The sequence below is a fragment of the Leisingera sp. ANG49 genome (genome assembly GCF_059694505.1).
The window spans coordinates 18,525-42,936 of the sequence record NZ_JCATZN010000012.1; the positions used below are offsets into that span (position 1 = coordinate 18,525).

25 protein-coding genes and 2 pseudogenes are annotated in these 24,412 nt (G+C 62.7%); 15 read left to right on the top strand and 12 right to left on the bottom strand.

The annotated features are described in order from the left end of the window. Positions 1-2: 2 nt before the first annotated feature. Genes AC58NV_RS21925 through AC58NV_RS21945 form a run of 5 tightly spaced genes read right to left on the bottom strand, consistent with a single transcriptional unit; the run spans position 3 to position 3,465 of the window. A complete protein-coding gene (locus AC58NV_RS21925) occupies positions 3-1,166 on the bottom strand; it encodes a sensor histidine kinase (protein ID WP_497229042.1) in 1,164 nt (387 codons plus the stop codon). Further along, the gene (locus AC58NV_RS21930) at positions 1,163-1,804 is read right to left on the bottom strand and encodes a SpoIIE family protein phosphatase (protein ID WP_497229043.1); all 642 of its coding nucleotides are present in this window, start codon (positions 1,802-1,804) and stop codon (positions 1,163-1,165) included. Before AC58NV_RS21930 ends, AC58NV_RS21925 begins: the two co-directional genes overlap by 4 nt. Then, entirely contained in the window at positions 1,801-2,205 is a 405-nt protein-coding gene (locus AC58NV_RS21935) for an anti-sigma regulatory factor (RefSeq protein ID WP_497229044.1), read from the bottom strand. The genes AC58NV_RS21930 and AC58NV_RS21935 overlap by 4 nt, the downstream gene beginning before the upstream one ends. 8 nt (positions 2,206-2,213) lie before the next feature. Further along, on the bottom strand, positions 2,214-2,570 hold the full coding sequence (locus AC58NV_RS21940; RefSeq protein ID WP_497229045.1) for an STAS domain-containing protein: 357 nt from the start codon (positions 2,568-2,570) through the stop codon (positions 2,214-2,216). Position 2,571: 1 nt separating this feature from the next. Continuing rightward, complete coding sequence (locus tag AC58NV_RS21945) at positions 2,572-3,465, bottom strand: protoglobin domain-containing protein (RefSeq protein ID WP_497229046.1); 894 nt, start codon at positions 3,463-3,465, stop codon at positions 2,572-2,574. A gap of 882 nt (positions 3,466-4,347) precedes the next feature. On the opposite strand from AC58NV_RS21945, the gene AC58NV_RS21950 reads away from it, so the two are divergent. Together AC58NV_RS21950 and AC58NV_RS21955 are read left to right on the top strand one after the other, a co-directional pair. Further along, on the top strand, positions 4,348-4,977 hold the full coding sequence (locus AC58NV_RS21950; RefSeq protein WP_497229047.1) for a sigma-70 family RNA polymerase sigma factor: 630 nt from the start codon (positions 4,348-4,350) through the stop codon (positions 4,975-4,977). Beyond that, the gene (locus AC58NV_RS21955) at positions 4,978-5,613 is read left to right on the top strand and encodes a ChrR family anti-sigma-E factor (protein WP_497229048.1); all 636 of its coding nucleotides are present in this window, start codon (positions 4,978-4,980) and stop codon (positions 5,611-5,613) included. A 25-nt stretch (positions 5,614-5,638) separates the two neighbouring features. Here AC58NV_RS21955 and AC58NV_RS21960 read toward each other — a convergent pair whose 3' ends face one another. Next, positions 5,639-6,364 carry an SDR family NAD(P)-dependent oxidoreductase gene (locus AC58NV_RS21960; RefSeq protein ID WP_497229049.1) on the bottom strand — a complete coding sequence of 242 codons (726 nt, stop codon included), beginning with the start codon at positions 6,362-6,364 and terminating at the stop codon, positions 5,639-5,641. After that, on the bottom strand, positions 6,361-7,131 hold the full coding sequence (locus tag AC58NV_RS21965) for a DUF1365 domain-containing protein (RefSeq protein WP_497229050.1): 771 nt from the start codon (positions 7,129-7,131) through the stop codon (positions 6,361-6,363). Before AC58NV_RS21965 ends, AC58NV_RS21960 begins: the two co-directional genes overlap by 4 nt. Before the next feature lie 124 nt (positions 7,132-7,255). Between AC58NV_RS21965 and AC58NV_RS21970 the strand changes: the two genes are divergently transcribed. From AC58NV_RS21970 to AC58NV_RS21995, 6 genes and pseudogenes are all read left to right on the top strand, one after another. After that, a complete protein-coding gene (locus AC58NV_RS21970) occupies positions 7,256-8,605 on the top strand; it encodes an NAD(P)/FAD-dependent oxidoreductase (protein WP_497229051.1) in 1,350 nt (449 codons plus the stop codon). Then, complete coding sequence (locus tag AC58NV_RS21975; protein ID WP_497229052.1) at positions 8,544-9,701, top strand: class I SAM-dependent methyltransferase; 1,158 nt, start codon at positions 8,544-8,546, stop codon at positions 9,699-9,701. Before AC58NV_RS21970 ends, AC58NV_RS21975 begins: the two co-directional genes overlap by 62 nt. After that, positions 9,694-10,185: a hypothetical protein gene (locus AC58NV_RS21980; protein ID WP_497229053.1), complete on the top strand. Its 492-nt coding sequence runs from the start codon at positions 9,694-9,696 to the stop codon at positions 10,183-10,185. The genes AC58NV_RS21975 and AC58NV_RS21980 overlap by 8 nt, the downstream gene beginning before the upstream one ends. A gap of 2 nt (positions 10,186-10,187) precedes the next feature. Beyond that, positions 10,188-11,414 carry an MFS transporter gene (locus AC58NV_RS21985; protein ID WP_497229078.1) on the top strand — a complete coding sequence of 409 codons (1,227 nt, stop codon included), beginning with the start codon at positions 10,188-10,190 and terminating at the stop codon, positions 11,412-11,414. Further along, entirely contained in the window at positions 11,411-11,959 is a 549-nt protein-coding gene (locus tag AC58NV_RS21990) for a DUF3833 family protein (RefSeq protein ID WP_497229054.1), read from the top strand. The genes AC58NV_RS21985 and AC58NV_RS21990 overlap by 4 nt, the downstream gene beginning before the upstream one ends. Positions 11,960-12,428: 469 nt before the next feature. Further along, positions 12,429-12,617: pseudogene (locus AC58NV_RS21995) on the top strand (transposase); the annotation flags it as partial. 329 nt (positions 12,618-12,946) lie between these two features. Here AC58NV_RS21995 and AC58NV_RS22000 read toward each other — a convergent pair. Continuing rightward, positions 12,947-13,132, bottom strand: a pseudogene (locus AC58NV_RS22000) (integrase core domain-containing protein); the annotation flags it as partial. 65 nt (positions 13,133-13,197) lie between these two features. Here AC58NV_RS22000 and AC58NV_RS22005 point away from each other — a divergent pair. Beyond that, positions 13,198-13,485 carry a hypothetical protein gene (locus tag AC58NV_RS22005; RefSeq protein ID WP_497229055.1) on the top strand — a complete coding sequence of 96 codons (288 nt, stop codon included), beginning with the start codon at positions 13,198-13,200 and terminating at the stop codon, positions 13,483-13,485. Positions 13,486-13,488: 3 nt separating this feature from the next. After that, positions 13,489-13,785, top strand: coding sequence for a DUF3299 domain-containing protein (locus AC58NV_RS22010; protein ID WP_497229056.1), 297 nt, complete (start codon positions 13,489-13,491; stop codon positions 13,783-13,785). Positions 13,786-14,470: 685 nt separating this feature from the next. On the opposite strand, the gene AC58NV_RS22015 is transcribed toward AC58NV_RS22010, so the two are convergent. The 3 genes from AC58NV_RS22015 to AC58NV_RS22025 are packed head-to-tail and all read right to left on the bottom strand — an operon-like array spanning position 14,471 to position 17,986. Continuing rightward, on the bottom strand, positions 14,471-16,648 hold the full coding sequence (locus tag AC58NV_RS22015; protein ID WP_497229057.1) for a xanthine dehydrogenase family protein molybdopterin-binding subunit: 2,178 nt from the start codon (positions 16,646-16,648) through the stop codon (positions 14,471-14,473). A gap of 1 nt (position 16,649) precedes the next feature. Then, positions 16,650-17,111: a (2Fe-2S)-binding protein gene (locus AC58NV_RS22020; RefSeq protein ID WP_497229058.1), complete on the bottom strand. Its 462-nt coding sequence runs from the start codon at positions 17,109-17,111 to the stop codon at positions 16,650-16,652. Positions 17,112-17,146: 35 nt separating this feature from the next. Beyond that, positions 17,147-17,986, bottom strand: a complete 840-nt coding sequence (locus AC58NV_RS22025) for an SDR family NAD(P)-dependent oxidoreductase (RefSeq protein ID WP_497229059.1) — start codon at positions 17,984-17,986, stop codon at positions 17,147-17,149. A 201-nt stretch (positions 17,987-18,187) separates the two neighbouring features. Here AC58NV_RS22025 and AC58NV_RS22030 point away from each other — a divergent pair, with 201 nt between their 5' ends. Beyond that, positions 18,188-19,081 carry an AraC family transcriptional regulator gene (locus AC58NV_RS22030; RefSeq protein ID WP_497229060.1) on the top strand — a complete coding sequence of 298 codons (894 nt, stop codon included), beginning with the start codon at positions 18,188-18,190 and terminating at the stop codon, positions 19,079-19,081. A gap of 749 nt (positions 19,082-19,830) precedes the next feature. On the opposite strand, the gene betI is transcribed toward AC58NV_RS22030, so the two are convergent. Further along, the gene (betI, locus tag AC58NV_RS22035) at positions 19,831-20,472 is read right to left on the bottom strand and encodes a transcriptional regulator BetI (protein ID WP_497229061.1); all 642 of its coding nucleotides are present in this window, start codon (positions 20,470-20,472) and stop codon (positions 19,831-19,833) included. A gap of 163 nt (positions 20,473-20,635) precedes the next feature. Here betI and choX point away from each other — a divergent pair, with 163 nt between their 5' ends. The 4 genes from choX to choV are packed head-to-tail and all read left to right on the top strand — an operon-like array spanning position 20,636 to position 24,299. Continuing rightward, positions 20,636-21,508: a choline ABC transporter substrate-binding protein gene (gene choX / locus AC58NV_RS22040; RefSeq protein WP_497229062.1), complete on the top strand. Its 873-nt coding sequence runs from the start codon at positions 20,636-20,638 to the stop codon at positions 21,506-21,508. Between the two features lie 5 nt (positions 21,509-21,513). Then, positions 21,514-22,446 carry an alpha/beta fold hydrolase gene (locus tag AC58NV_RS22045; RefSeq protein WP_497229063.1) on the top strand — a complete coding sequence of 311 codons (933 nt, stop codon included), beginning with the start codon at positions 21,514-21,516 and terminating at the stop codon, positions 22,444-22,446. Beyond that, the gene (gene choW, locus AC58NV_RS22050; RefSeq protein WP_226431553.1) at positions 22,433-23,266 is read left to right on the top strand and encodes a choline ABC transporter permease subunit; all 834 of its coding nucleotides are present in this window, start codon (positions 22,433-22,435) and stop codon (positions 23,264-23,266) included. The genes AC58NV_RS22045 and choW overlap by 14 nt, the downstream gene beginning before the upstream one ends. Before the next feature lies 1 nt (position 23,267). Continuing rightward, positions 23,268-24,299: a choline ABC transporter ATP-binding protein gene (gene choV, locus AC58NV_RS22055; protein ID WP_497229064.1), complete on the top strand. Its 1,032-nt coding sequence runs from the start codon at positions 23,268-23,270 to the stop codon at positions 24,297-24,299. Positions 24,300-24,412: the final 113 nt, after the last annotated feature.

Below are 24,412 nucleotides of genomic sequence, written 5' to 3' on the forward strand. Positions count from 1 at the left end.
TCCTACTCCAAATTCAGGTCAACGCTGAAGGTTGCGCCTTTCCCGGGCTCCGAGGCGACATGAACCACCGCACCGTGGTTTTCTGCCACACGTTTGCACAGGGCCAGTCCTATGCCCGAACCGGGGAGTTCGTCATGACGGTGCAGACGCTTGAACAAGTCGAAGACCTTTTCCTGCTGTTCCTGCGGTATGCCCGGACCGTTGTCGGAAACCGATAGGCGCACCTTGTCTGCAGTATCAACGGGCAAGCCTTCGACCCGGACCCGGGCTTTCCGTCCCTCCACCCTGTACTTCAGCGCGTTTGACAGCAGATTGGTCAGCAGAACCCGGATCTGGAACGGGCTGCCCAGGACCGCGGGCAAAGCCCCCACCTGGATTTCGGCCTGCGAACCGGCGACCAGGGCGTCCATGTCCTGGAGGATTTGCTGCACCATCTGCTGCAGATCCACCGGTTCCGGCGTGAACTGGTGGCCGACCACTTTCGAGTAGTCCAGCACATCATCCACCAGCTGCCGCATCCGCCGCGCGGTGCCAATCAGATCCCTGATGATGCCAGCCGCGTCCGGCGGCAGGTCCGACTGAAAATCCTCAAGCAGCACATCCAGAAAACAGTGTATCGTGTTGATCGGCGATTTCAGGTCGTGGGACAGCGCATAGGTAAAATTGGACTGGTCCTGATTGGTCTGCGTCAGCTGCCGGTTCTTGCATTCCAGCTCCTCTGCCCGCCGCCGGATCTCCGCTGTCCGCTTCTGCACCTCGCGGTCCAGTTCGTCCCTCTGGCGGGCCAGTTCAAAGGTGATATCGCGCAGTTCCTCCTCGACCCGGCGCCGTTCCGCGACTTCCTTTCTCAGTTTGGCGGTGCCGCTGACATATCCGCGCAGCGCCATGTCATAGACCGCCATCCCTTCCAGGAAGAAGTCCTCTGCCCGGTCAAGGCACAAGCTTGATGCGCCTTCGGCTAGCAGGCGCTCGCGCAACCCGGAAAAGTGATACCCCCCAAAGCCGGACAACGGCACATTCACGGCCAGGGCCAGACGGGCGGCTTCATAAGCCTCTCCCAACTGCTCCGCATCGCCGCTGTCCATGTAGGCGGTCAGGGCGGCGTTATAGCGGCGGGCCGCCACCGTCATGGCGTCGTCTGCCCGGGGCTCCTCCACACCGATCATGCGCCCCTCCGCCGGTGGGCAACAGCCAGAAGTGTGCGGTCATCATACGCCTTGCCGTAGGTGCCGAGACAGGAGGGCACCCACTCCCGGGGCGGCACCTGCGCACGGGGCAGCGCATCCCGGAACCGCCGGGAAATCCCGTCAGAGGCGAAGACCAGGACATGCTGCGGCGGAAAATTCCGGGTCTGACAGAACACGCCCGGGAAATGCACCCCCAGGGTTCCGCCCTTCTGCATGATCACACTGCTTTCCCTGCTGCCTGGCTGCAGCGGGCAGATGACACCCTCCACATCGCCGAGCGCGGCCCATTCAACGGCAGCCTGATCCGGGTCGATCAGCGCCACCGCCAGCGCCGCCCCGCGGGAGCCTTGCAAGCGGCCATGGGCGGCCTCGAACAGGTCCGCGATGCCGCGGACAGAACCGGCCGCCAGTTCCTGCAGGCACGCGCTGGCCGCGTCCCGGGCTTCCGCGCCGCTGCCCACGCCATCCGCCAGCGCGACCAGCAGCCTGCCGCCGGCCCGCCGCAGCAGATAGCCGTCGCCGCAGGCAGTGCTTCCCTCCTTTGCCGCCTGGGCCACTGCCCAGTCGATCTGGGAGCCGCCGGGGCCAAAGGCGATACTGCCGCTCTTCGCGCTCACCGCCATTTCACCACCGTCACAGTCAGCCCGCGGCCCGGCTCCGAGCGGATCTCGAATTGATCAACGATCCGCCGGGTGCCTGGCAGACCGAGACCGAGACTGTTGCCTGTTGAATACCCGTCCTGCAGCGCCAGCTCGACGTCATCCAGCCCGGGGCCGCGGTCCCGCGCCGTCACCTTGATTCCGGTCTTCGAACCGCTGGCGGCGGCACACAGCTCAATCTCTCCCTCGTCCGCGTATTTCACGATATTGCGGGCCAGTTCGGACACCGCGGTTGCAATCAGAGCCTGATCCGGCCTGCTGAACTCCAGCTCCACCGCCAGCTGGCGCACCAGCTGGCGCGCTGCAACAACATCGCTGTCACAGGACACCGGCTGCAGCACGGCTGCGGGTTCCGCCACGGGCGCATTCATGAACGGTCTCGCAGGATCGCAATTCCGTGGTCAAGGTTCAGCGCGGTGGGGATATTCTCCAGATTAAGGCCCAGGAGAACCATTGCCATGGCGATCTCAGGCCGGATGCCGACGATGGCGATCCGCGCCCCGCGGAGGGCGACCGATGCTGCAATGTCGCTCAGCATCCTGGTGCCGAAACTGTCGATGACATCCAGCAGGCTGACGTCCAGGATCACTTTGGATGCCGCCCGCCGCGAGACCTCCTTCAGGATGCTGTGCTGCATCTCCTGGATGTCGCTGTCGGAAAGTTCTTCCTGCACCGCTGCGATCAGCAGGTCGCCCTGGCTGATGATGGGGACGCGCCGGGCCATCTCAGCGCTCCAGAAGCTTGCGTGCGGTTTCGACGCCCCGCTCAAGATCGCCTGCCGGGTTCAGCGCGTCATCGGATACGCCGATCTTGACCAGCGCCTGCGCCACCTCGGCGCTGATCCCGGTCAGCACCGATTGCGCCCCCATCAGGCGGGTTGCTGTCATGGTCTGGATCAGGTGATTGGCCACCATGCTGTCCACCGCCGCAACCCCGGTGATGTCGAGCACCACCACGCGGGCGTTCTGATCCCGGATGGCATCCAGGATCTGCATGGTCAGAAGCCGTGACCGGTGGCTGTCGAGCACGCCGACAACCGGCACCAGCAACAGCCCTTCCTGCAGGCGCAGCGCCGGTGTCGGCAATTCGCTCATCTGGCGTTCGCGCTGCTCGATCGCCTCGGACCGGGCTGCCGAAAAGGCTTCGATCGTGATCGCCTGATGGCAGGCGGCTGTCTTGCGCAGCGCCTTCTGGACGGTCTCGGCTTCTGCGCCGTCTTTCGTATGCTCCCGGATCAGATCGCAGATCCGGTTGATGGCAAAGGTGTACAGGCTCAGGTAAAAGCTCGGCGAGATGCCGTAGCTTTCGTTGAAAATGCCGGCGTTCTTGCGGCCCTCGAAATACTTCTGGTCAAGTCCCGCGTCGAAGAGCTCCAGCAGATGCCGCCGCTGTTCGTCCTTCACCTTCTGCATGCCGGAGGCAGCCCCCTCGCCGCTGGGGTGATCATAGCCGCCGTCGCGGCTGTAAAAATCCTGCAGAATCGCCTCGATGTTCTGTTCGGCCAGCGGCAAAAGGTCGGAAACCCGGGCCCTGTCGTCCTGACTGACGTCGAACCAGCCCCAGACTGCCTGCAGCCCCTGAGCCGGGGATTGAATTGTCGACGAAATGACCTCGTTCATGGGACCCTCGCAGCCATGGATATATGCTGAAAGGGTCCGGCGATATGCTTAACGAAACACTAAGTGCTAAGAGTGCGGCCGATAATACCCCGTAAAAACAGTACGATGGGTAGCATCCGCAATTTCCACCCCGTTTCGCCGGTTCTTTGGGGCCCGTTCGCGTCACCAAGGAATGGCAGGGGGAAGGCAGCCGTATCGCGGGGTATTGCTGCAACCGCGGGCTCGAACTTCAAAACGTCACGCTGGAGACCGTTTCTTCCTACCTCGCTTTTCTGGTCGGTTGCTTGCCAACCGAGGACGCTGCAGATCGTTACAAGTCGAAAATCCAAACCTAGAAAGCCATCTTGACAAAACGAACTGGCTGGAGCCGCGGGCCAGATTTGCCGAAAAGCAACCGCTGCCTCCCCCCTGCCGATGAGCAACTAAAGTATCTTTGTTAAGTGTTCATTGGCTAAACACGCTGCAAGGGCACCTGCAGCGACTTCGTGACAATCTTTTTCCGGCTTAGGTCTCTTGTTTGCCGGTCTCGGTCCACCAGTTCAAAAAATAACGCTGGTCCAATTCGGTTGGGGAGGCTCACACCCAATTTAGTAGGACCGTCGCGATCGACCCCATGCGGCCATAAATCAACGTTTTGCAGAATATGGCCGCTCCACTTCCGAGCCAGTTCACTGACGAAGGCTGACCCAATCGCTCCGGACCTACCGCTGACAACGATATTGCGCTTTACTGAACTCTTTCTTGCCGGGGGTCTTATGTGTTACGGCCCGCAACCGGACGTGGATCAGTTCTAAGCGCCCTAGCCATTTGGCGGGACTTCCTAGCGGCGCAAAAATAGCGGTTGCCCATGATCCAACTTCCACACCGGTCCGTAACCGGACTATGCTGACACTAAATTTGGACAGGCCGCCCGATAAAAACACCGTGCTTCGGGCATCCCCTGAGGGCAAAGCAGTAGTGTCAAAAGAGCAAACCTATTCGCAGCTCACCGTCTGGCTGCTCGCTGTGCGCGATCAACGGGACCGCGCGGCGTTCGGTGACATGTTCGACTATCTGGCACCGCGCCTGAAAGGGTTCGTCATCCGCTGCGGCGCGCGGCCGGCGCTGGCCGAGGAGATTGTCCAGGACGTCATGCTGACGATCTGGCGCAAGGCGGCGATGTTTGATCCGCACAAGGCGCAGGCGTCGGCCTGGATTTACCAGATCGCCCGCAACCGCCATATCGACATTGTCCGCAAGGAAAACCGCCCCGTTCCCGATGAGCTGGGAGAGGATCCTGGAACCGAGCCCGACGCCAGCCAGATCCTGGCTCTGGAGCAGGAGGCCCTGCATGTGAAGCAGGCGATCCAGCAGCTGCATCCCGATCAGAAGGAGATGATCGAAAAGGCCTATATCGGCGATTTGACTCATCAGGAGATCAGCACCCAGACGGGCTTGCCCCTGGGAACCGTAAAGTCGCGTATCCGTCTTGGCCTCGGGCGGCTGCGCAAGGAACTAAAAGGATTGCGTTGAATGCCTGCAATCACACATCACATCCCCGACCCGATGATCGCGGCCTATGTAGCGGGCAGCCTGCCGCACGCCTTTTCCATGGTTGTTGCCAGCCACCTGTCGCTGTGCCGCGACTGCCAGGCAGCGCTTGGCGCGCATCAGGCCGTCGGCGGTGCGCTGCTGGAGGAGACCGCCGGTGTGGCAATGTCGCAGGAAGCGAAATCAAACCTGATGGCGCAACTGGATCAGCCTGCAGCGCCGGTGCCGGTCTATGACGCCAAGGGGATCTACCCGGGGCCGGTGATGCGGTCCCTGAAAGGTCAGCCGCCGCGCTGGAAAACGCTGGGCATGGGGGTCAAGCAAAACATCCTATTCGAAGATGACTTCGGCTCTGCCCGGCTGCTGTACATTCCTGCAGGTCAGGCGGTGCCGGATCACAGCCACAACGGGCTGGAACTGACCCTGGTGCTGCAGGGCAGTTTCAGCGACGAGACCGGGCGGTTTGGTGTCGGGGATGTCGAAATCGGCGATGAAACCCTGGAGCACACGCCGGTTGCGGATGCCGGCGATCCCTGCATTTGCCTGGCCGCCACCGATGCGCCGCTGCGTTTCAAGGCGTTCATGCCGCGTCTGCTGCAGCCCTTGTTCCGGATTTGACCACAGCGGTAACGGGCTGCCGGCCTTACTTGCCGCGGTAAACCAGCCAATCGGGCAGAAGGTTAAACGCCTTGATCGCGTAGGAAAATGGGCGGGGGAAATCCGTTCGGAACCGGCGCGATTGCATCGCCGCAACCACATGCCGGGCAGCATCTTCCGGTTCCATCAGCTGCGGCATCTTAAAGCTGTTCTTGTCCGTCAGCCGGGTTTTGATGAAGCCCGGGTTGACCACGCGCACGGTGACGCCGCTGTCCTTCAGATCATGCCGCATGGTTTCCGCAAGGCTGATCAGCGCAGCCTTGCTAGCGCCATAGCCGATGGATGCGGGCAGACCGCGGTATCCGGCCAGGGAACCGACCAGCGTGATATCGCCCCGGCCCGCCTTCACAAATCCGGGCACCACTTGCCCCAGAACCCGCAGCGCGCCGGTGAAATTCACATCGCTGATCCCCAGCACCGCGCTGCTGTCCCAGTCCTGGGTGCGCATCGGCTCATAGGCGCCTGCGTTGTAGACGATGCCATCCAGCGGCCCGGCAAGACGGGCGGCCTTTCTGACCGAGTCCCTGTCGGTGACATCCACAGGCACCGGCTTTGACCGGCGCAGCTCCTGTGCCAGCGCGTCCAGCGCATCTTCGGACCGCGCCGACAAGACCAGCCTGGCGCCAGACCGGTCCAGCTGCCGGGCAATCTCGCGACCCAGCCCGTGGCTGGCCCCGACCAGCCAGAAGGTCTTGCCTGCAAACTGCGTCACGCTTTGCCCCCCGAAAATGTCGAGCTGTCAGAGATCAACGGCTCCGGGGGTTCCGGCTTGCGAAGGAATGGCGCGCGCTTGGCCCAGAGCTTGAGCGCCTGCCAGTAGATCAGCGCCACCACGCGGGCCGCGCCCAGCGGCCTGCGCAGGGCAGTCCGCAGCAGACCGCCGGTGGTCACCGGGCGGCGGAGACCATTCAGCGTCGCCAGCACGCCCTCGCGTCCATTGGTGTAGGAAATCCGGATGTTGAAGGCGTGCTCCGTCATCTCGAAATTGAACCGGTAGCGCCCGGCCATCTGCTGAAACGGGGAGACATGCATCAGCTTCTCCGCTTTGATCACCTCGCTGCGCTGGATCGGGCGGAAATCAGGATGGGCCGCAAAATAACAGTGACGGTGGCCGAAGGTGTTGTTCACCTCGGCAATGAAGGCCCGGGTGCCGCCATCCTTGACCGCGATCCAGAAGCTGACCGGGTTGAAATGGAACCACAGGAAACTTGGCTGTGTCAGCAGCAACAGCTGAGCGCCCTGCAAGGGGAAGCCGCGCCGCTCCAGCTCCTCGCGGAACCAGGCAACGCCGCGCCCGTTGCCGCGGGGGCCGCCGTGGCGGCGGTCATGGATCGAGAACAGGTTGAAGCGGTTGCGCGACAGCAGCGGCGGCGCGCCATCAGTCATGTCGGTCAGAATGTAGTCCACGCCGTAGCGGAAGGCGTTCTTCAGCCGCCCCCGGCGCGCGTGAAAAGTCTGTGCTGCAACATGTTCGATCATGCACCGGTTACGCAGCCGCAGTCCCCCCGGATCACCCGCAAGCACAGTTTTATCGGGAAAGAAGTGATCCGCGTTCTTCTCGACGGCGTATCCGGTCCAAACAACAGCAAGGGAAAACCGACGCATGCTGGATCAAACTCAGGGGCCGCGCCGCAAGATTGCCATCGTGGGTGGCGGTATTTCCGGGCTGTCCGCGGCATATTACCTGGCTGGCAGCCATGACGTCACACTGTTTGAAGCCGCTCCCCGGCTGGGGGGACATGCGCGCACCGTTCTGGCAGGAAAGAACGGCGATCAGCCGGTGGATACAGGGTTCATCGTCTTCAATTATGTCACCTACCCCTACCTCACGCGGCTGTTCCGCGAGCTGGATGTGCCGGTGATCAAAAGCGAGATGAGCTTTTGCGCCAGCATCGACGACGGCCGCCTGGAATACGGGCTGAACAGCCTGCGGATGCTGGCGGCTCAGAAGCGCAATCTGGTGCGCCCGCAGTTCCACAAGATGGTCGCCGATATCGTGCGCTTTGGTAAACGGGCCGAGGCCGCCGCCACCGATGATGACAAGACCATCGGCGAGCTTGTCGATGAGCTGGGCCTCGGCAGCTGGTTCCGCAACCACTACCTGATGCCGATGTGCGGCGCGATCTGGTCTACACCGGTCAGCGACGTCGATGCCTTCCCGGCAAAATCGCTGGTCCGCTTCTTCCACAACCACGCGCTGCTGTCGGGCACCGACAAGCATCAGTGGTGGACGGTCAAGGGCGGCAGCATCGAATATGTCCGCCGTCTGGAGGCGGTACTGATTGCCCGGGGCTGCGAGATCCGCACCGGCAGTCCCATCCAGCACGTCACCCGGCAGGCGGGCGGTGTTTCGGTGCGGGCAGAGGGCGCAGACGCGCGCCTGTTCGATGACATCATCCTGGCTTGCCACTCCGATCAGGCGCTGACGATCCTGGGCGCTGATGCCACACGAGCCGAAGCCGCGGCGCTGGGGGCAATCCGCTATCAGCCGAACACCGCGGTTCTGCATTGCGACAGCGGCCAGATGCCCAAGCGGCGCAGCTGCTGGTCCAGCTGGGCCTACCGCAGCCAGGACGGCGGTGTCGGGGTCACCTACTGGATGAACCGGCTGCAAAGCATTCCGGAAAGCGATCCGCTGTTCGTGACCCTGAACCCGTCCCAGCCCATCCCGGCAGAGAAGGTCTATGACCGGGTGGAGTTTTCTCACCCGGTTTTCGACAAAGCGGCCCTGCGCGCCCAGCACCAGATCCGGGCGATACAGGGGCAGAACAACACGTGGTTCGCGGGCGCGTACAATCGCCACGGCTTTCACGAAGACGGCATCGCCAGCGCCATGCGGATTGTCCGCATGATTAATTCTCTCACCCCTTACCCGGCCAAAGGAACAGATCATGGCATTCACGGACAAAGCCCTTCAGTCGGAATTTCTGACGGTCTGCGCGCGACTGCGTGACGGGCGGCTGACGCTGCGCACGCCGGATGGCGCGCGCTACGAATTCGGTGACCGCGGCCCCGAGGCCGAAATGCAGATCAATGACTGGGCCTCGGTGTCCGCAATGGCGGCGCATGGCCAGGTCGGTCTGGGCGAGGCCTATGTGCAGGGCCTGTGGGACACGCCGTCGGTCGACGGCCTGATGCAGCTGGCAATGCGCAACCGGGAGCATCTGGGCAGCTACGACCAGGCCAGCCCGCTGAACCGCGCCAAGTTCCGCATTGTCGACACCCTGCTGCGGGCGAATTCCAAACGCGGCGCCCGCAAGAATATCCGCGCCCATTATGATGTGGGCAATGAATTCTACCAGCTGTGGCTGGATGACGGCATGACCTATTCCTCGGGGCTGTTCGGCCCGGATGGCGACGATCTTGCCCAGGCGCAAACCCGCAAGAACGCCCGCATCCTGTCGCGTCTGGGGGACGGCGATCGGGTGCTGGAGATCGGCTGCGGCTGGGGCGGCTTTGCGGAACAAGCCAGCGCCGAAGGCCGCGATTTGACTGGCGTTACCATCTCGCGCAACCAGCACAGCTATGCCGAAAGCCGCCTGGACGGACGCGCCGACATCCAGCTGCGCGACTACCGCGATATTGAGGGCAAGTTTTCCAGCATCGTCTCCATCGAGATGATCGAGGCCGTTGGCGAACGCTACTGGCCCAGCTACTTCGCCAAGCTCAAAAGCAGCCTTGCCGAAGGCGGACGGGTGCTGCTGCAGGCGATCACGGTGCGGGATGACTTCTTCCCGACCTACCGGACCTCCTCCGATTACATCCGCCAGTATGTCTTTCCCGGCGGTATGCTGCTGTCCGACCAGGTGATTGCGCAGCAGGCAAGATCTGCCGGGCTGCAGGTCGCTGACAGTTTCGCCTTCGGCCAGGATTATGCCCGCACCTGCCGGATATGGGCACAGCGTCTGGCCGCGCAAAAGCGCCGGGTCATGGATCTGGGATATGGCGAGGCGTTCTTCCGCAACTGGCAGTATTACCTGGAGATCTGCGCCGCCTCCTTTGCCATCGACCACACCAATGTGGTGCAGGTGGAGCTGGCCCATGCGTAAGCTGCTCCTGACCCTCTGCCTGCTGGCGGTTCCGGCGGTCGGCTTTGCATCTCCGGTTCAATCCCTGCTGCCGGAGGCCGAACAACGCGGCGCGGCGACGTTCCGGCTGCTTGGCCTGCCAGTTTACCAGGCCCGGCTCTTCACCAAGGGTGCCGCGCCTTTGGACTGGTCGCAAGATTTCGGAATCGAGCTGACCTATCAGCGCAAACTGAGCCAGGAAGCCTTGGTCGACGCAACGCTGCGCGAGATGCGGCGCCTGGGGTATTCCGCGCCCGGCCGCACGCGGTTCGAGGCCTGTTTCAAAGGCGTCTCCGCCGGCGACCGGTATCTGGCGGTCAGCCAGGGTCCGGACCGGGTCAGGTTTCTGCGCAATGGACGCACCGCCTGCACCCTGAACCAAGCGGGTATCAAGCGCAGCTTCATGTCGATCTTTGTGGGCGAAAACACCCGCTCCGCCCGGTTCACCCGCGCGCTTCTGGGCTGATGATGCTGTATCCCCGGGTCTGCCTCTATGCGATGATGCTCGCCTCTGCGGGGATCCCTCTCTACATCCACCTGCCGCAGTTTGCGTCGGTGAACCTGGGGATCGGCCTGGGGGTGCTTGGCGGCATCCTGCTGGGGATCCGCCTGTTCGACCTGGTGCAGGATCCGCTGATCGGCTGGGCAATCGACCGCTGGCCCGGGGCGCAGCTTTGGTTCGCGCTGCTGGCGGCGGGTGGTCTGGCAATAGGCTTTCCACTGCTGTTCAACCTGACGGCAGGGCCCTTGGTGGTGCCTAGGTTTGTGCTGATCCTGCTACTGCTGTTCTCGGCCTACAGCCTTGGCATGATCCTGCTCTATGGCCGCAGCGCCACTTTGGCCAAACGCGCTGCCCCGCGTGAACTGCTGACGCTGGCGGCCTTCCGCGAAGCGGGCATGCTGAGCGGGGTGATCTTTGCCACCATCGCACCCGGCGTCCTGGTGGCGCTTGGAGCCGCGGGTCAAGGCTATGCGGCCTTTGGCCTTGTGCTGGGAGGCTTCGCCCTGTTCACCGCCGCTGCAACCCGGCCGGTCTGGATGCGTTCGGCAGTCACCGGCCAGCCGCTGTCGGCGATGGCCCTGACCCAGGCCGGCGCGCTGCGCCTGCTGGTGCTGGCGGTGCTCAACAGCCTGCCGGTGGCGCTGACCTCCACCCTGTTCCTGTTCTTTGTCGAAGACCGGCTGAACCTGCCTGCATACGCAGGGCCGCTGCTGGTGCTGTTTTTCCTCTGCGCTGGGCTCAGCGTGCCGCTGTGGGCGCGCCTCAGCCAGCGGATCGGAGCGAAACAGACGCTGCTGATCGCCATGCCGCTGGCCATCGCCAGCTTTGCCGGCGCTGCTGTCCTGGGGCCGGGCAGCCTGCTGGGCTTTGCGGTGATCTGCGCGGTGTCGGGCGCCACGCTGGGCGCAGACATGGTGCTGCTACCCGCCATGTTCAGCATCGCGCTGACCCGCGCGGGCCTCAACGCCTCTGCCGCCTTTGGCATCTGGTCCTTTGCCGGCAAGCTGGCGCTGGCACTGGCCGCCGCCCTGGCGCTGCCGCTGCTGGAGCAGCAGGGCTTCCGGCCCGGAACGGACAACAGCCAGCAGGCGCTCTGCGCCCTTGCCCTGGCCTATGCCGTCCTACCTTGCATTCTGAAAACCGCCGCCTTCGCCTTTGCCCTGACCCTGCCATCAGAAAGAGCAACCGCATGAAACTCCTGACCCTCGTCCTCGCCCTCATCGTGCTTGTGATGATCGCGAAAACCTACCTGTTCAGCTTCCGCTTCCAGTCGCCGCAGGATTATGCGGAGACCGGCCCGCAGTTCATCCTGACCGAACACCTGTCCGGTGAGATCCTGTCCGAAGGCGTGATCTTTGGCCCCACCGGTAAGATGGCCAACAGCTTTACCGCCAGGATGGTGGGGGAATGGGACGGCAATACCGGCACGCTGAGCGAAGAGTTCACTTATTCCAACGGCGTCACCCAAAGCCGCAAGTGGTTCCTGACCCTTGGCCCCGGCAACACCTTCACCGCCACAGCCGATGATCTGGTTGGAGAGGCGCAGGGCATCGTGTCCGGCTCAACGGTGCAGCTCCAATATGAAATCATCCTGCCCGAAAGCGCCGGCGGGCACATACTGAAAGCCACCGATTGGCTGTACCTGACCGCTGACGGGGAGATCATGAACAAGTCCGAAATGCGCAAATTCGGGCTCAAGGTTGCTGAGCTGGTCGCCACCATGCGGCCTGCGGAGTGATTAGAATGGTGCCACGTGTTTGCCGCAGCCGAGGACCAGCCTGCCAGTTGCAAATTGATCCTCAGTTTCGCAGGCTAGCTCAGCCAGAATTTCACCAATCTGCAATCCAGCAACCGGGGACTTGATTTGGTGTTAATAGCGACGACCGTTGAAGACATTAGGGGGCAGGACCCACTAGTTTCCGAAAAACAGCTTCATTCACCAACCAAAGAACGAGCGGTGACATTTCTGATCTATTCTGGTTAGGCGATGCTCAAATGGCGCGTTACAAGCCCTTTGTTGGGGAAACGCCTTGCCACACTGTTTTCTAATCCGCCTCATTCCTCGAATGTCCTATTGCAAGCCACGCGCCGATGGCTCACGCACTTTTGAGGAAATATCATTAAATCGCAACGGGCTACGCTAGGTTCAGGATGCATTGATTTTCAGCGCGCTGTGTGATTCACGGCTCGGAAAACGGAGCGGTGACATGAGCGACCTTTACTGGCTGACCGGCGAGCAGACGGCCAAGTATGCCCCTTTCCTCCCGAAGTCGCACGGTAAACCACGGGTCGATAACAGACGGGTGTTGAGTGGGAGTATTTTTTTCAATCGCAATAGGTTGCGCTGGAGAGATGCTCCAGAAGCCTACGGACCGCACAAGACGCTGTACAGCCGGTAGATGAGGTATGACAGGCGTCGAAACAAGCGCCGCAAACCCACGCGGACGTGACATCCAGTGCGCGTTGCCCCAGGATTTCCGGATGGGAGGACGGAAAGTGAGTTTTCTCTGTATCCGTGAGTGCCGCCCAAGCAGTGAAAGTGATCGTTTACGGTCGGTCGGACAGGCGTCTCCGATCCGGCAATAGGATTGGTTACTGGCTTCCCCGAAAGAGCCGATCAGCAGTTTGATCAACCCTTGTTTCGGGGAGTTCGTCGGCTATTATGCGAACACACTTGCCGGAACAAACTTCTGATCAGCCCCACCTGAGTGGTCTGGTTTGATTGCTAGTGCATGACCGGCCGTTGATCCATCAAAACGATGGTTTTCGGCGCGGGTGCGGGATACCGCAAAGCACTGTGTGGTCGCTTGGTGTTGTAGTGTTTCCTCCACTTTTCGATCAGGATTTGAGCCTCGCGGAGGCTGTAGAATATCTCACCGTTGAGCAGTTCATCGCGGAGCCGGGCGAGGAATTAAATTCGAGCTCCTTCCGGATCTCCTGCTGATTGACGGCAATCTACTGAAAGACATGGCCGTGATGAACCAAAGAGACGAGTGTTTCCGCCTGATCATGAAGGGAGGCGAGATCTACAAGAGCGACCTGTTCGACGCACCCGATGAGCCATTTGCATCACCGCATCGCGGCCACCGCCCTTGCCGGGCTATTCCGGCGCTGGCGACGCTTCTGCCAACTGTGGGCGGGGCCGCAGGACCCACCCTTGTCACTTGGGACGCGCTCGCACGCTTGGTTGCGCCCTTTGACGATCCTTTTTTCGAGATGTCCCTTTACAACAAATCGGACCTGCGTGACGTTCCGCGGGTGTAGCAGGTGCGCAAGGCCGGCAAGGTACCGCTAGGGATGCAGGCCGCCGAAACGGCCGACCTCCAGCGGCTGGCCGAGTTCGGCCCGAATCCGGAACACCTGCTGGCACAACGCCTTGTCGTCATGGGACGGCGAAAGGTGGAAGCGACCGGTGTCACAGCCACCCATCTTGGCCGCGAGGTGCAGCTGGACGGGTATGCACTGCCGCTGAAATGGGAAGACGAACGTGCGGTGGAGTTCCTGCTTGTGCTCTGGGTCGTCGCCTGCATTCACACACCGCCGCCGCCCAATGAGGTATTGTAAACTACCCCGAAGGTCTGGACCTTGACCGCTGGTTCGAGCCAGTCCGGCTACCTAGCTCGCTTCGCCACGAAGTCGCGGCACGTACACTGTTTCTGACCGACGGCAGCAGCGGAGGCTCGCGGGTGCGGCGCTTGCCGGCACGCCTGGCGAAATCGCCGCGGCCTCGGAACTGCCGCTGGCCACCCGGATCCAGATCCGGGTGAACGGCCTGTTTACCTAGGGCATGTCGGCGATGCAGGTCGGAGGATCGGTCGGCGCCATTACTGCTGCAGTGCTGTTGTCCTTTGCTTACGGGGTCCTGCACACTCTGGGGCCGGGCACTGGAAGACGGTTGTGGCGTCCTTTTTTCTTCGGAATCGGTGGCAGCCTTCGGCGCGGCCTAAGCATGGGCTTGCGGATCGCGGCCTTCCACGTGCTTTCTGCCGTCGTCGTCGTAGCCCTTCTTGACGTCGCCTGGCGGCAGGCTACCGGCAGCGCGCCTTCCGACACCCGTGCGATCCGGCTGGGCAGCTAGGCTTTGATCATGGCAATAGGGGCCGTCATGCTGTGGCAGGCAGTTGCCGCGTGGCGGACCGGAAAGTCTGCGGACGACCCCAGCCATCACCATTCACATGATCACAGCTGAGAGCCGTCCTGCGCCGAATTGCCTGCACCGGACTGGATGCCGTCCGGTGCAGGCTGCGGTTCAGGCGAAGCTGACGCCGTTCAGGTTCATCGGCAGCGCCGTCACCCGCGGGCCGTTGACCGCGATGGCATTGGCCAGCGCCGGGGCCGAGGGCGGCGTGCCGGGCTCGCCGACCCCGGTGGGCATCTCGGCGGAGGGCACGATGTGCACCTCGATGGCGCCGATGTCGCCGATCCGCAGCGGCTCGTAGTCCGGGAAGTTGGACTGGTCCACTTCGCCCCCGGTCAGGGTGATCTCGTTGCGCATCACATGGCCCAGGCCATAGCCGATGCCGCCCTCCATCTGCGCCTTGATCACATCCGGGTTGACCGCGATGCCGCAATCCACCGCACAGGTGACCTTCTCGATCTTCACCCCGTCATCGGCATTGCCGGAGATCTCCACCAGCTCGGCCACATAGCTGCCAAAGCTCTTGTGGACGGCAATGCCCTGGCTGCGGCCCTCCGGCGCGCTGCCCCAGCCGCCCTTCCCGGCGGCCAGCTTCAGCACCCCTGCCAGGCGCTGCTGGTCGGCACCGCCGCCCTCCAGCAGGGCGAGGCGGAATTCGACCGGGTCGCGGCCTGCCGCACGGGCGGCCTCGTCCAGCATTGTCTCCATCACATAGGCAGTGTGGGTGTGCCCGACCGAGCGCCACCACAGAACCGTGGTTGCCTTGGCCGCATCGGTAAGGCCGACATGCTGCCCGGGAATCCGGTAGGGGCTGTCGCCCACGCCCTCGACCGAGCTGTGATCGACGCCGTCATGCACGAGCATGCTTTCAAAGGCGGTGCCTTTCAGGATCGATTGCGCGGCGATGCGGTGGTCCCAGCCGGCGATATTGCCATCCGCGTCCAGGCCCACGCGGACCTTATGCGCCACTGCCGGACGGTAATAGCCGCCGGTGATGTCATCCTCGCGCGACCAGACCAGTTTCACCGGGCGCGAGCGGTCGGTCAGGGCAAAGGCCAGTGCCGCCTCCACCTGGTAATCCGCGGTGGGTGTGGCGCGGCGGCCGAAGGAGCCGCCTGCAAACATGGTGTTGATGCGGACCTTCTCCATCGGCAGCTGGAATATCTGCGCCATCGCCATATGCGGGCCGGTGGGGAACTGGCAGCCGTCGTGCAGGGTGACGCCGCCGTCCTCATCGGCCTCGATGGTGCAGGTCAGCGGCTCCATCGGCGCATGCGCCAGCAGCGGGAAGTAGAAGGTCTGCTCCACCACCTTCGCGGCCCCCTCGATCTGCGCCGCGGTTGCGGCCTGGTCGGTGCCGGTTACGTTGTACTCCGGGTCACTGTTCACAGCGGCCAGCAGCTCCTCGCGGATCTGGTCAGAGCTGCGGCTTTCGGCGTTCGTGAAATCCCAGTCCACGGTGATCGCTTCGCGGGCCTGGAACGCGCCCCAGGTGTCCTCGGCATAGACCGCGACACCCGCCTGATTGGGCAGCACGGCAGCGCGGATGTAGCCTTTGACTTGCTTGGCGCCGGCGTCGTCAAATCCGGTTGCCAGCCCGCCCATGCGCGGGCTGCGGATGATCACCGCAACCATCTGGTCCGGCAGATGCAGATCCATCGCATACATCGCGGTGCCATTGGTCTTGGGCAGGGAGTCCTTGCGCTTGACCGAGGCATTGCCGATCAGGCGGAATTCGCTGGGGTCCTTCAGCCGCGGCTCTGCCGGGGCCTCCATCTGCGCGGCGGCGGCAACAAACCCTGCCAGCGGCGCCTCCTGGCCTGCGCCTTTGATGAGGCCGTCCTCAAGTGTCAGCTCTGCCGGGTCGGCGCCCCAGGCCTCGGCCGCGGCCTTGATCAGCATCTCGCGGGCGGCTGCCCCGGCCTGGCGGTACTGCAGGAAGGAATTGGCCATCGCGGTGGAACCGCCCGTGCCCTGCATCTGGCCGAACGCCAGGTTGGCATAGCGCGAGGGGTCGGAGGGCGCGAATTCGTACTGGATGTCCTCCATCGAGACGCCCAGCTCCTCGGCGATCAGGGTGGTGAGGCCGGTGGCCGGGCCCTGCCCCTTCTCGAAGTGCTTGACGATGGCGGTGACTGTGCCGTCTGCATCGATCTTCACAAACGGGTTCAGCTGCGCCGGTGCGGCGCCTGCGGCCAAAGCGCCGTCCGGACGGACGCCGACATAAAGAACCGCAGCAGCGGCGGCAGCGGATTTCAGGAAGCCGCGGCGGGAGGTATTGAGGGTCATATCAGGCCTCCATCATTTCAGATGCGCGCTGGATCGCGGCGCGGATGCGCTGGTAGGTGGCGCAGCGGCAGGCGTTGCCGTTCATGTAATCGTCGATCTCTTCCACCGTCGGCTTGGGGTTTTCGCTCAGCAGCCCCACGGCAGACATGATCTGGCCCGACTGGCAGTAGCCGCACTGCACCACGTCCAACTCGACCCAGGCGTCCTGCACGGCCTTGGACACTTTGGACTCCAGCCCTTCGATCGTGGTGATCTCGGCGCCTTCGGCGTCCTCGACATAGGTCTGGCAGGAGCGCACCGGCTGACCGTCCAGATGCACGGTGCAGGCGCCGCAGGCGGCGACGCCGCAGCCGAACTTGGTTCCGGTCAGCTTCAGTTCATCCCGGATCACCCACAACAGCGGGGTTCCGGGCTCGGCCTCGACCTGATGCGTCTGGCCGTTGAGTTTCAGTGATAGTGCCATGGCTATGGGGCCTCCCCTTGGCTGGAATTTCTGGTTCAGGATTTTTCGAAGTCTGCAAAGGCACCGGCATAGTCGGGATGCCAGCGCGACAGGGCCGGGCGGTTTTCCAGGATATCGCCCAGGGCCCAGGCAACCCGGCGCCGGTCGCGGGCCGGCGTCACGTCGTTGTCCGGGCAAAGAATGTAGAAATCGCCCGCTGCCATGCGCGTCAGCAGGTGATCCACGGTCTGCTCCGAGGTCCAGGCAGAGGCGGGCTTCTCCGGAATGTGGCGGGCGACCATGCCGGTATAGGTGAAGCCGGGGACGAACAGATGCGCGGTGACCGGCGCCTCGGCCTGCCGCAGGTCATGCGCCAGCATCTCTGTCAGCACCTTCACGCCGGCCTTGGAGACGTTGTAGCCCGGGTTGCCCGGCGGCGTGGTGATGCCCTGCTTCGAGCCGGTGTTGATGACAACCGCCGGGCGTGCAGCGGCGATCATCCGCGGCAAAAAGGCCTGCACTCCGTTCAGCACGCCGAACAGGTTCACCTCGATCATCGCGCGCCAGGCCTCAGGTTCTTCCCAGCTGCCGGAGGGGCGGCCGATGCCTGCGTTGTTCATCAGCACCGCCACCTCGCCCGCGGCGAAGGCAGCATCCGCCAGGGCCTGAACGGCCTTTGCGTCGCTGACATCGGTGGGAACGGCCAGAACCTGCGTACCCGGCTGAACCTGGCTGCGCAGCTTCTCCGCCGCCTGATCCAGCGCCTCGCCCGGCAGATCGGCCAGAACCACGCCCAGCCCGGCCCGGGCAAAGCGTTCCGCGGCGGCAAAGCCAACCCCGCTGGCGCCGCCGGTCACAACCGCCAGGCCGCCTGCTGCAAGTGCGTCTTCATACATGGATGTGTCCTCCCTGAAATGCCGTGCTGCCGGTCAACCGCCGGGCTTTGGCTGTGCTGCTGGACCTTAACCTAGTGCCCGCCGGGCCGGTTCCTGTGCCCGATCCTCCGGATGATCTGCCTGATCCTCCGGGATGCCGGGATTTGCGGTTCTTCCCCTGCCCCTGCCCGCCTATAGTCTGATCAAAGAGGAGGAGCGCCGATGGTACCGCAGGACCTGATTTCCGATGTTGCGGCTTTTGTCCGGCAGCAAGGCGCGCTGGACACCGGCTGCGAAACCGGCGTGGGCGGGTTGTTTGCCTTCTGCAGCGAGAAGCGGACTGAATTCCAGGCGATGATCTATGAGCCGGTGATGTGCCTGGTCCTGCAAGGCGCCAAGGAGGCGCAGCTGGAGGACCGCACGGTCCGTTACGGCGCCGGCAAATCGCTGATCGTCAGCCATGCCTTGCCGGTGTCGGCCGGGGTGATCGATGCTTCGCCGGACAAGCCCTATGTCTCGCTGGCGCTGCAGCTGGACCTGGCGATGGTGCGCAGCCTCTATGACGAGACCGGCACCCTGCCGGATGCAGGGCGGTCCTCCCATTCGATGAGCGTGGCGGACGGCGATGCCGCCTTGTTCGATGCCGTCGGGCGGCTGTTCCGGCTGGCGCGGGACCCGGTGGAGGTGCAGGCGCTGGCGCCCCTGGTGCTGAAGGAGATCCATTTCCGCCTGCTGCGCGCCCAGCACGGCGGGATGCTGCGCCAGCTGCTGCTGCACGAAAGTCCGGCAAGCCGGATCACCAAGGCGATTGCCCTGATCCGTGAACAGTACAAGTCCCCCCTGCCGGTGGCCGATCTGGCTGCGGAGGCAGGCATGAGCCAGTCCACCTTTCACGAGCATTTCAAGGCGCTGACCTCCACCACGCCGCTGCAATACCAAAAGGAGCTGCGGCTGATGGAGGCGCGCCGCCTGCTGCTGGGCGGCGGCAAGTCGGTGGCTTCGGCGGCCTATGATGTCGGGTATGAAAGCCCGACCCAGTTCAGCCGGGAATACGTGCGGAAATTCGGGGTTCCGCCGCGGCACGAGAAATTGCCGTCTTTGCCGGCCGCCGACTAGAGCGCTCTGGCAAGGGCCGCACTGTGCCAAGGCTGCATGGCGCCCCGTTGCCAATCCGCCACGGTTTGACTTGGCTCCTTGCCCTCAAGAGTTCTTCCAGCACCTTGGCGCGAACGCAGAAAGCCCCGCGATTGCGTGGCGTGACGCGTTGTTTTGCCAAAAATATTTAGGTTGCGAGACCAGGCAACCGCCGTATCCTAGCTGCCCTCTCCACAATCATATAGTCCCATGATATAGCACAGCTAACGGCACCTTTGCGCAGATAGTGACCTTTGCAAAGATTGACCTCAAGGTCCGCCGAAGTGGCATGACCGGAAGAGACCGGACCTTCGCCCTACCTTCACGTTGCTGCAGCCGCAGCTCGCTTACCGGCCATTCGCCGCACGTGCAAAATCTGGAGATAGTAGAACTCACAGCCCACCGGACAAACCTGCCCATCTCTGCAGGCACGAGATCATTGCTTCATTTGCGAGAGCACTAGAACGTTCTGGCGGCACAGCCGCTTTTCGCTAAGGAAGCGAAATTCACTTAAGCTTGCTTGAGAAATCAGACACTCACGTGCGGGGCTTTCAGACATGCCGACAGCAGAAGATTCATCTCGGCGCACGCGCAGGCCTGCCAAATCTTCCGCGGTGCGTCCTGATCCTCCGGGCCAAAGGGACAGGTGCTCAACTCCTCTGTGCAAACTGACAGGGTGGCGGCTCCCGCTCCAAAGGTCCTTTTCGGGGAAGGTTAGTCAGTAAGCGGGTTCAACCCGGGTTCAGGATCGACTGAACCTCATCTATGCGGGCCTTGGCAGCCAACCGTTCGGGGCTGTTAGGAAACAGGGACAACATAAGCAGTTCCATTTGCTGGAGGGCGGTGTCACGGCTGATACCGCCTTCGTGCAGGCCGCACCGCAGCCAAAGTCCGTCGATCATGACCGAAATCGCCAAGGCGACCTCCTCTGCCCTTTCCCGCTCTGCCAGCTGTTCCAGCGCATGCATCAGGTTTGAGCGCATCCGCTGGTGAATGGCGGTCTGTATTCTCTGGTAGCTCGGATTGTACGGGATCTCCGCGAGCAGCGAGAGCCAGGCATGCGCAATCTTGGGAGTGAAAAACTGACGCGAGAAGTTGGCTTCGATCACAGAATAGACCCTTTCCCAGGGCGTGTTTGAGCGAATCAAGAGCGCGCTGACTTCGCGGGCCAGGTCCGCGTTGCCGTAGCGCAGGGCCATTTCAAGCAGCCGGGCCTTGTTTCCGAAATAGTGCAGGACGTTGGTCTTAGAGACACCCGCACGCTTGGCTACCTTCTCCACGGTGGTTGCGGAAAGCCCTTCTTCACTAAGGGTTTCGAAGGCCGCCTTGGAATATTCCTCGGTCCTTAGCCGCCACAGTTTGTTCCGCTTCATCCGTCTCTCCCAGAGCTGGCCAGAGTAAATAATTCGTTGACTCGAGTGTCAATGTGTACCTATCAGACTATTTGTAGACCAATGAGTCTAAAAAACTGGGAGGAAAAAATGAAGGCATTATCGATTTCAGCTGCCCTTGGCATTTCGCTTCTGGGGGGCGGGTTTGGCTGAAGCATCCTGCGAGAAAGTCCGGATGGCGGAGCCGGGCTGGACGGACCTAGCGCTCACTTCAGGTGTGGCATCCGTGCTGCTGAAGGGGCTGGGGTATGGGGCGGAAACAAAGGTGCTAGGTACCACGGTCACCTATGAGGCGATGGTCAACGGCGATCTGGACCTGTTCCTGGGATACTGGGACCCTGCCATGGTAACCTATTTCGCGCCCTATATCGAAGGCGATGACATTGAGACGGTGAACCAGAACCTGGAAGGGGCGAAGTACACCTTTGCCGTGCCGAAGTACGTCTATGAGGCGGGCGTCACCAGCTTTGCCGACCTAGCCGCCCACTCAGAAAAGTTCGGCAGCCGCTTCTACGGCATCGAACCCGGCTCAAACACGCAGATGATGGATATCATCGACACGAATGCCTTCGGGCTGGGCGGCTGGAACGTCGTTGAAAGCTCGGAGCAGGGCATGCTGGCGCAGGTGCGCAGGGCCGTATCGCGTGAGGATTGGGTCGTGTTCCTCGGGTGGGCCCCGCATCCGATGCATGTGGAATTCGACATCGAGTACCTGAGCGGTGGAGACGACTATTTTGGTCCGGACTTCGGGGCCGCGACAGTACATACCCAGACCCGCGCGGGCTATACCGAGGAATGCCCGAACATCGGGCGCCTGATCGCCCAGCTGGACTTTACCGTGCCGATGGAAAGCGAGGGCATGGGGTACATCATCAACGATGGCGAAGATCCCGAAGAGGCTGCGATGCGGCTGATCAAACACCACCCGGGCATGCTGGACGGTTGGCTGGACGGAGTGTCCACCCTTGCAGGCGGCCCGGGACTGCCCGCAGTCCGCGCCTATGCCGGGCTGGAATGACCATCATGGAGTGGCTCATTCCTCACACCGCCAAGGCAAATGGCCAGCCGGTGCAGCTCAGCTACTGGGAGGCCGGTGATCCGGCTGCCCATCCCGTTGTCCTCTTGGTCGGGCTAGGCATGCAGGCGATCGAGTGGCCCGCGGATTTTATCCGGCAGCTGTCGGAAACCCGCCGGGTCATCTGCATTGACAACCGCGATGCTGGAAAGTCGCCGCGCTGCGGTGAAGACAGCGAGCCGCTTGCTGCCGGGATCTGGATGCAGGGCGATACCGCGGCCGCCCAGGATCTGGCCCCTTATTCCCTCTTTGACATGCGGGATGATGTCCTGGCGCTGCTGGACCGCCTGCAGGTCGGCACCTTCGACATCATCGGGTTCTCCATGGGCGGCATGATCAGCCAGCTGGTTGCTGCCGCCGCGGGTCCGCGGGCCGGACGCTTTGTGCAGCTGGCCAGCAACGACGGAACCGCCGAAGTCGATGGCGACGCGGATTCCAGGTGCCGGATGGCGCGTCTGTTCACCCGGCCTTCGGATCCGGAACTGATCCGGACATACCTGCTGGAAGACGCTTTGGCCTATGGCGCGGGCCGCCTCACCGACACGCCGGAGCTTCGGAGCGAAGTCAACGCTGCTTTCTCCGCGGGGTATTCTTGCGGCGGTGCAGCCCGCCACGCACTTGCGGTTCTGACCACACCGGACCGGCGGCCGCTGCTCAAGTCAATCCAAAGCCGGACATTGGTTCTGCACGGCGACCGCGACAGCTGCATTTCCCCGCAAAGGGGCGCGGCTGCGGCTGCGCTAATCCCGGAGGCCCGCTTCGAGCTGCTGCCGGGCGTCGGGCATGTTCTGGATCCCATGATGTGCGATGCCGCCCTCAACTGTCTGGAGCCGGCTGCAGGCACAAGGGCAAGAATTGGAGAAAGCCATGGAGTGGCTTGAAACACATAAGATCCCGGTCGGCCATTGGGCAAAGCTGATGGTCGACTGGCTGACCGGCAACATGGCCTGGTTCTTTGACGGGCTGTCAGAGGTGATCGGAGCCATCGTCGCAGGCACTCTTTGGCTGCTGCAGATGCCGCATCCGCTGGTGCTGGTCGGCCTGGTTTCAGGGCTGGCCTGGTATTTGCACCGCTCGCTGGCCTTGACTGCCTTTGCGGCACTCGGCCTGCTTCTGGTCATCAACCAGGGGTACTGGATCGAGACCACCGAAACACTGTCTCTGGTGCTCGCGGCAACCACTATGTCGATGCTGATCGGCGTGCCTGTCGGGGTTCTGGCTGCCGGGCGGCCTTGGCTCTACCGGCTTCTGCAGCCGCTACTGGATCTGATGCAGACGATCCCCACCTTCGTCTACCTGATCCCGGCGCTGGTGCTGTTTGGTCTCGGTGCGGTTCCGGCCCTGATTGCAACAGTTGTGTTTGCCGTCCCCGCCCCGATCCGGCTGACTTACCTTGGCATCTCATCAACGCCGCATGCGCTGGTGGAAACTGCGGATGCCTTTGGCGCCACCCCGGCGATGGTGCTGTGGAAGGTGAAGCTGCCCTGGGCCATGCCTCAGATCCTGGCCGGATTGACCCAGACCATCATGCTGTCGCTGTCGATGGTCGTTGTGGCCGCGCTTGTCGGCGCCAGCGGGCTGGGCGTTCCCACCCTGCGCGCGCTCAACCAGGTCAATGTCGGCAAGGGCTTCGAAGTTGGCATTGTAATTGTTATCGTTGCGATCCTTCTGGACCGCCTGCTGAAAGCCGGGAGGAGCTGATATGGAACAGCCGGTCATCAAGTTCGAAAACGCCAGCATCGTGTTCGGCGACAATCCGAAATCCGCACTGCCGCTGATGGACGCGGGCCTGAGCCGGGAAGAGGTCCGGGCCGAAAGCGGGCAGATCCTGGGGGTCCACAACTGTTCGCTCGAGGTGCAGGAAGGTGAGATCGTGGTGCTGATGGGCCTGTCCGGCTCCGGGAAGTCGACTCTGCTGCGCGCCTCCAACAGGCTCAATCCGCTGGCTGCCGGCACCGTGCATCTGCGCAGCAAAGGCGGGCTTGTGGACCTCGCCGCCGCCTCTGCCGCAGAATTGCGGAGCCTCCGCCGCCATGACGTGTCGATGGTGTTTCAGCAGTTTGGCCTGCTGCCCTGGCGCAGCGTGCTGGAAAACGCGGCCTTCGGGTTAGAGGCTGCCAGTGTGCCACGGGAGGAGCGGCTTCAGCGGGCCATGCGGCAGCTGGAGAAGGTGCATCTTGGGCAATGGGCCAATACCAATGTCTCTGAGCTTTCGGGCGGTATGCAGCAGCGGGTGGGCTTGGCCCGCGCCTTTGCCACCGACGCGCCGCTCCTGCTGATGGATGAGCCGTTCTCGGCGCTGGACCCGCTGATCCGCAACGAGCTGCAGGACGAACTGCTGGAGCTTCAAGCGGACCTGAAAAAGACGATCCTTTTCGTCAGCCACGATCTGGACGAGGCGATCAAACTTGGCAACCGGATTGCGATCATGGAAGGCGGCCGCATCGTGCAGCTGGGCGCACCGCAGGAAATCGTGCTGAAGCCGGCCACGGACTATGTGCGGAACTTCGTGTCCCACATGAATCCGATGAATGTGCTTCATGCAGCCGAAATCATGAAGCCGGTCAACGGCACCATCCCCTCCGGCGCGCGCGTACGCGATGCCGGCACGACGGTTAAGGACCTGATGCGGGCGCAACTGAACGACGGCGGAGAGTACTTCGTGTCCAATGGCCGCGACATCATTGGCAGGCTGGATCATTCCGATATCTTCAAGGCACTGCTGCGCGAATAGCGCAGCAGGGTTTCCCGGCGCAAAACCAACTTATTGCTCAAAAAAACAAAGGTGTGGCGTCCCGCCCCCATTTTCCTTAAAGGCGCAGCTTGAAGTACCCCTACATAGGGATA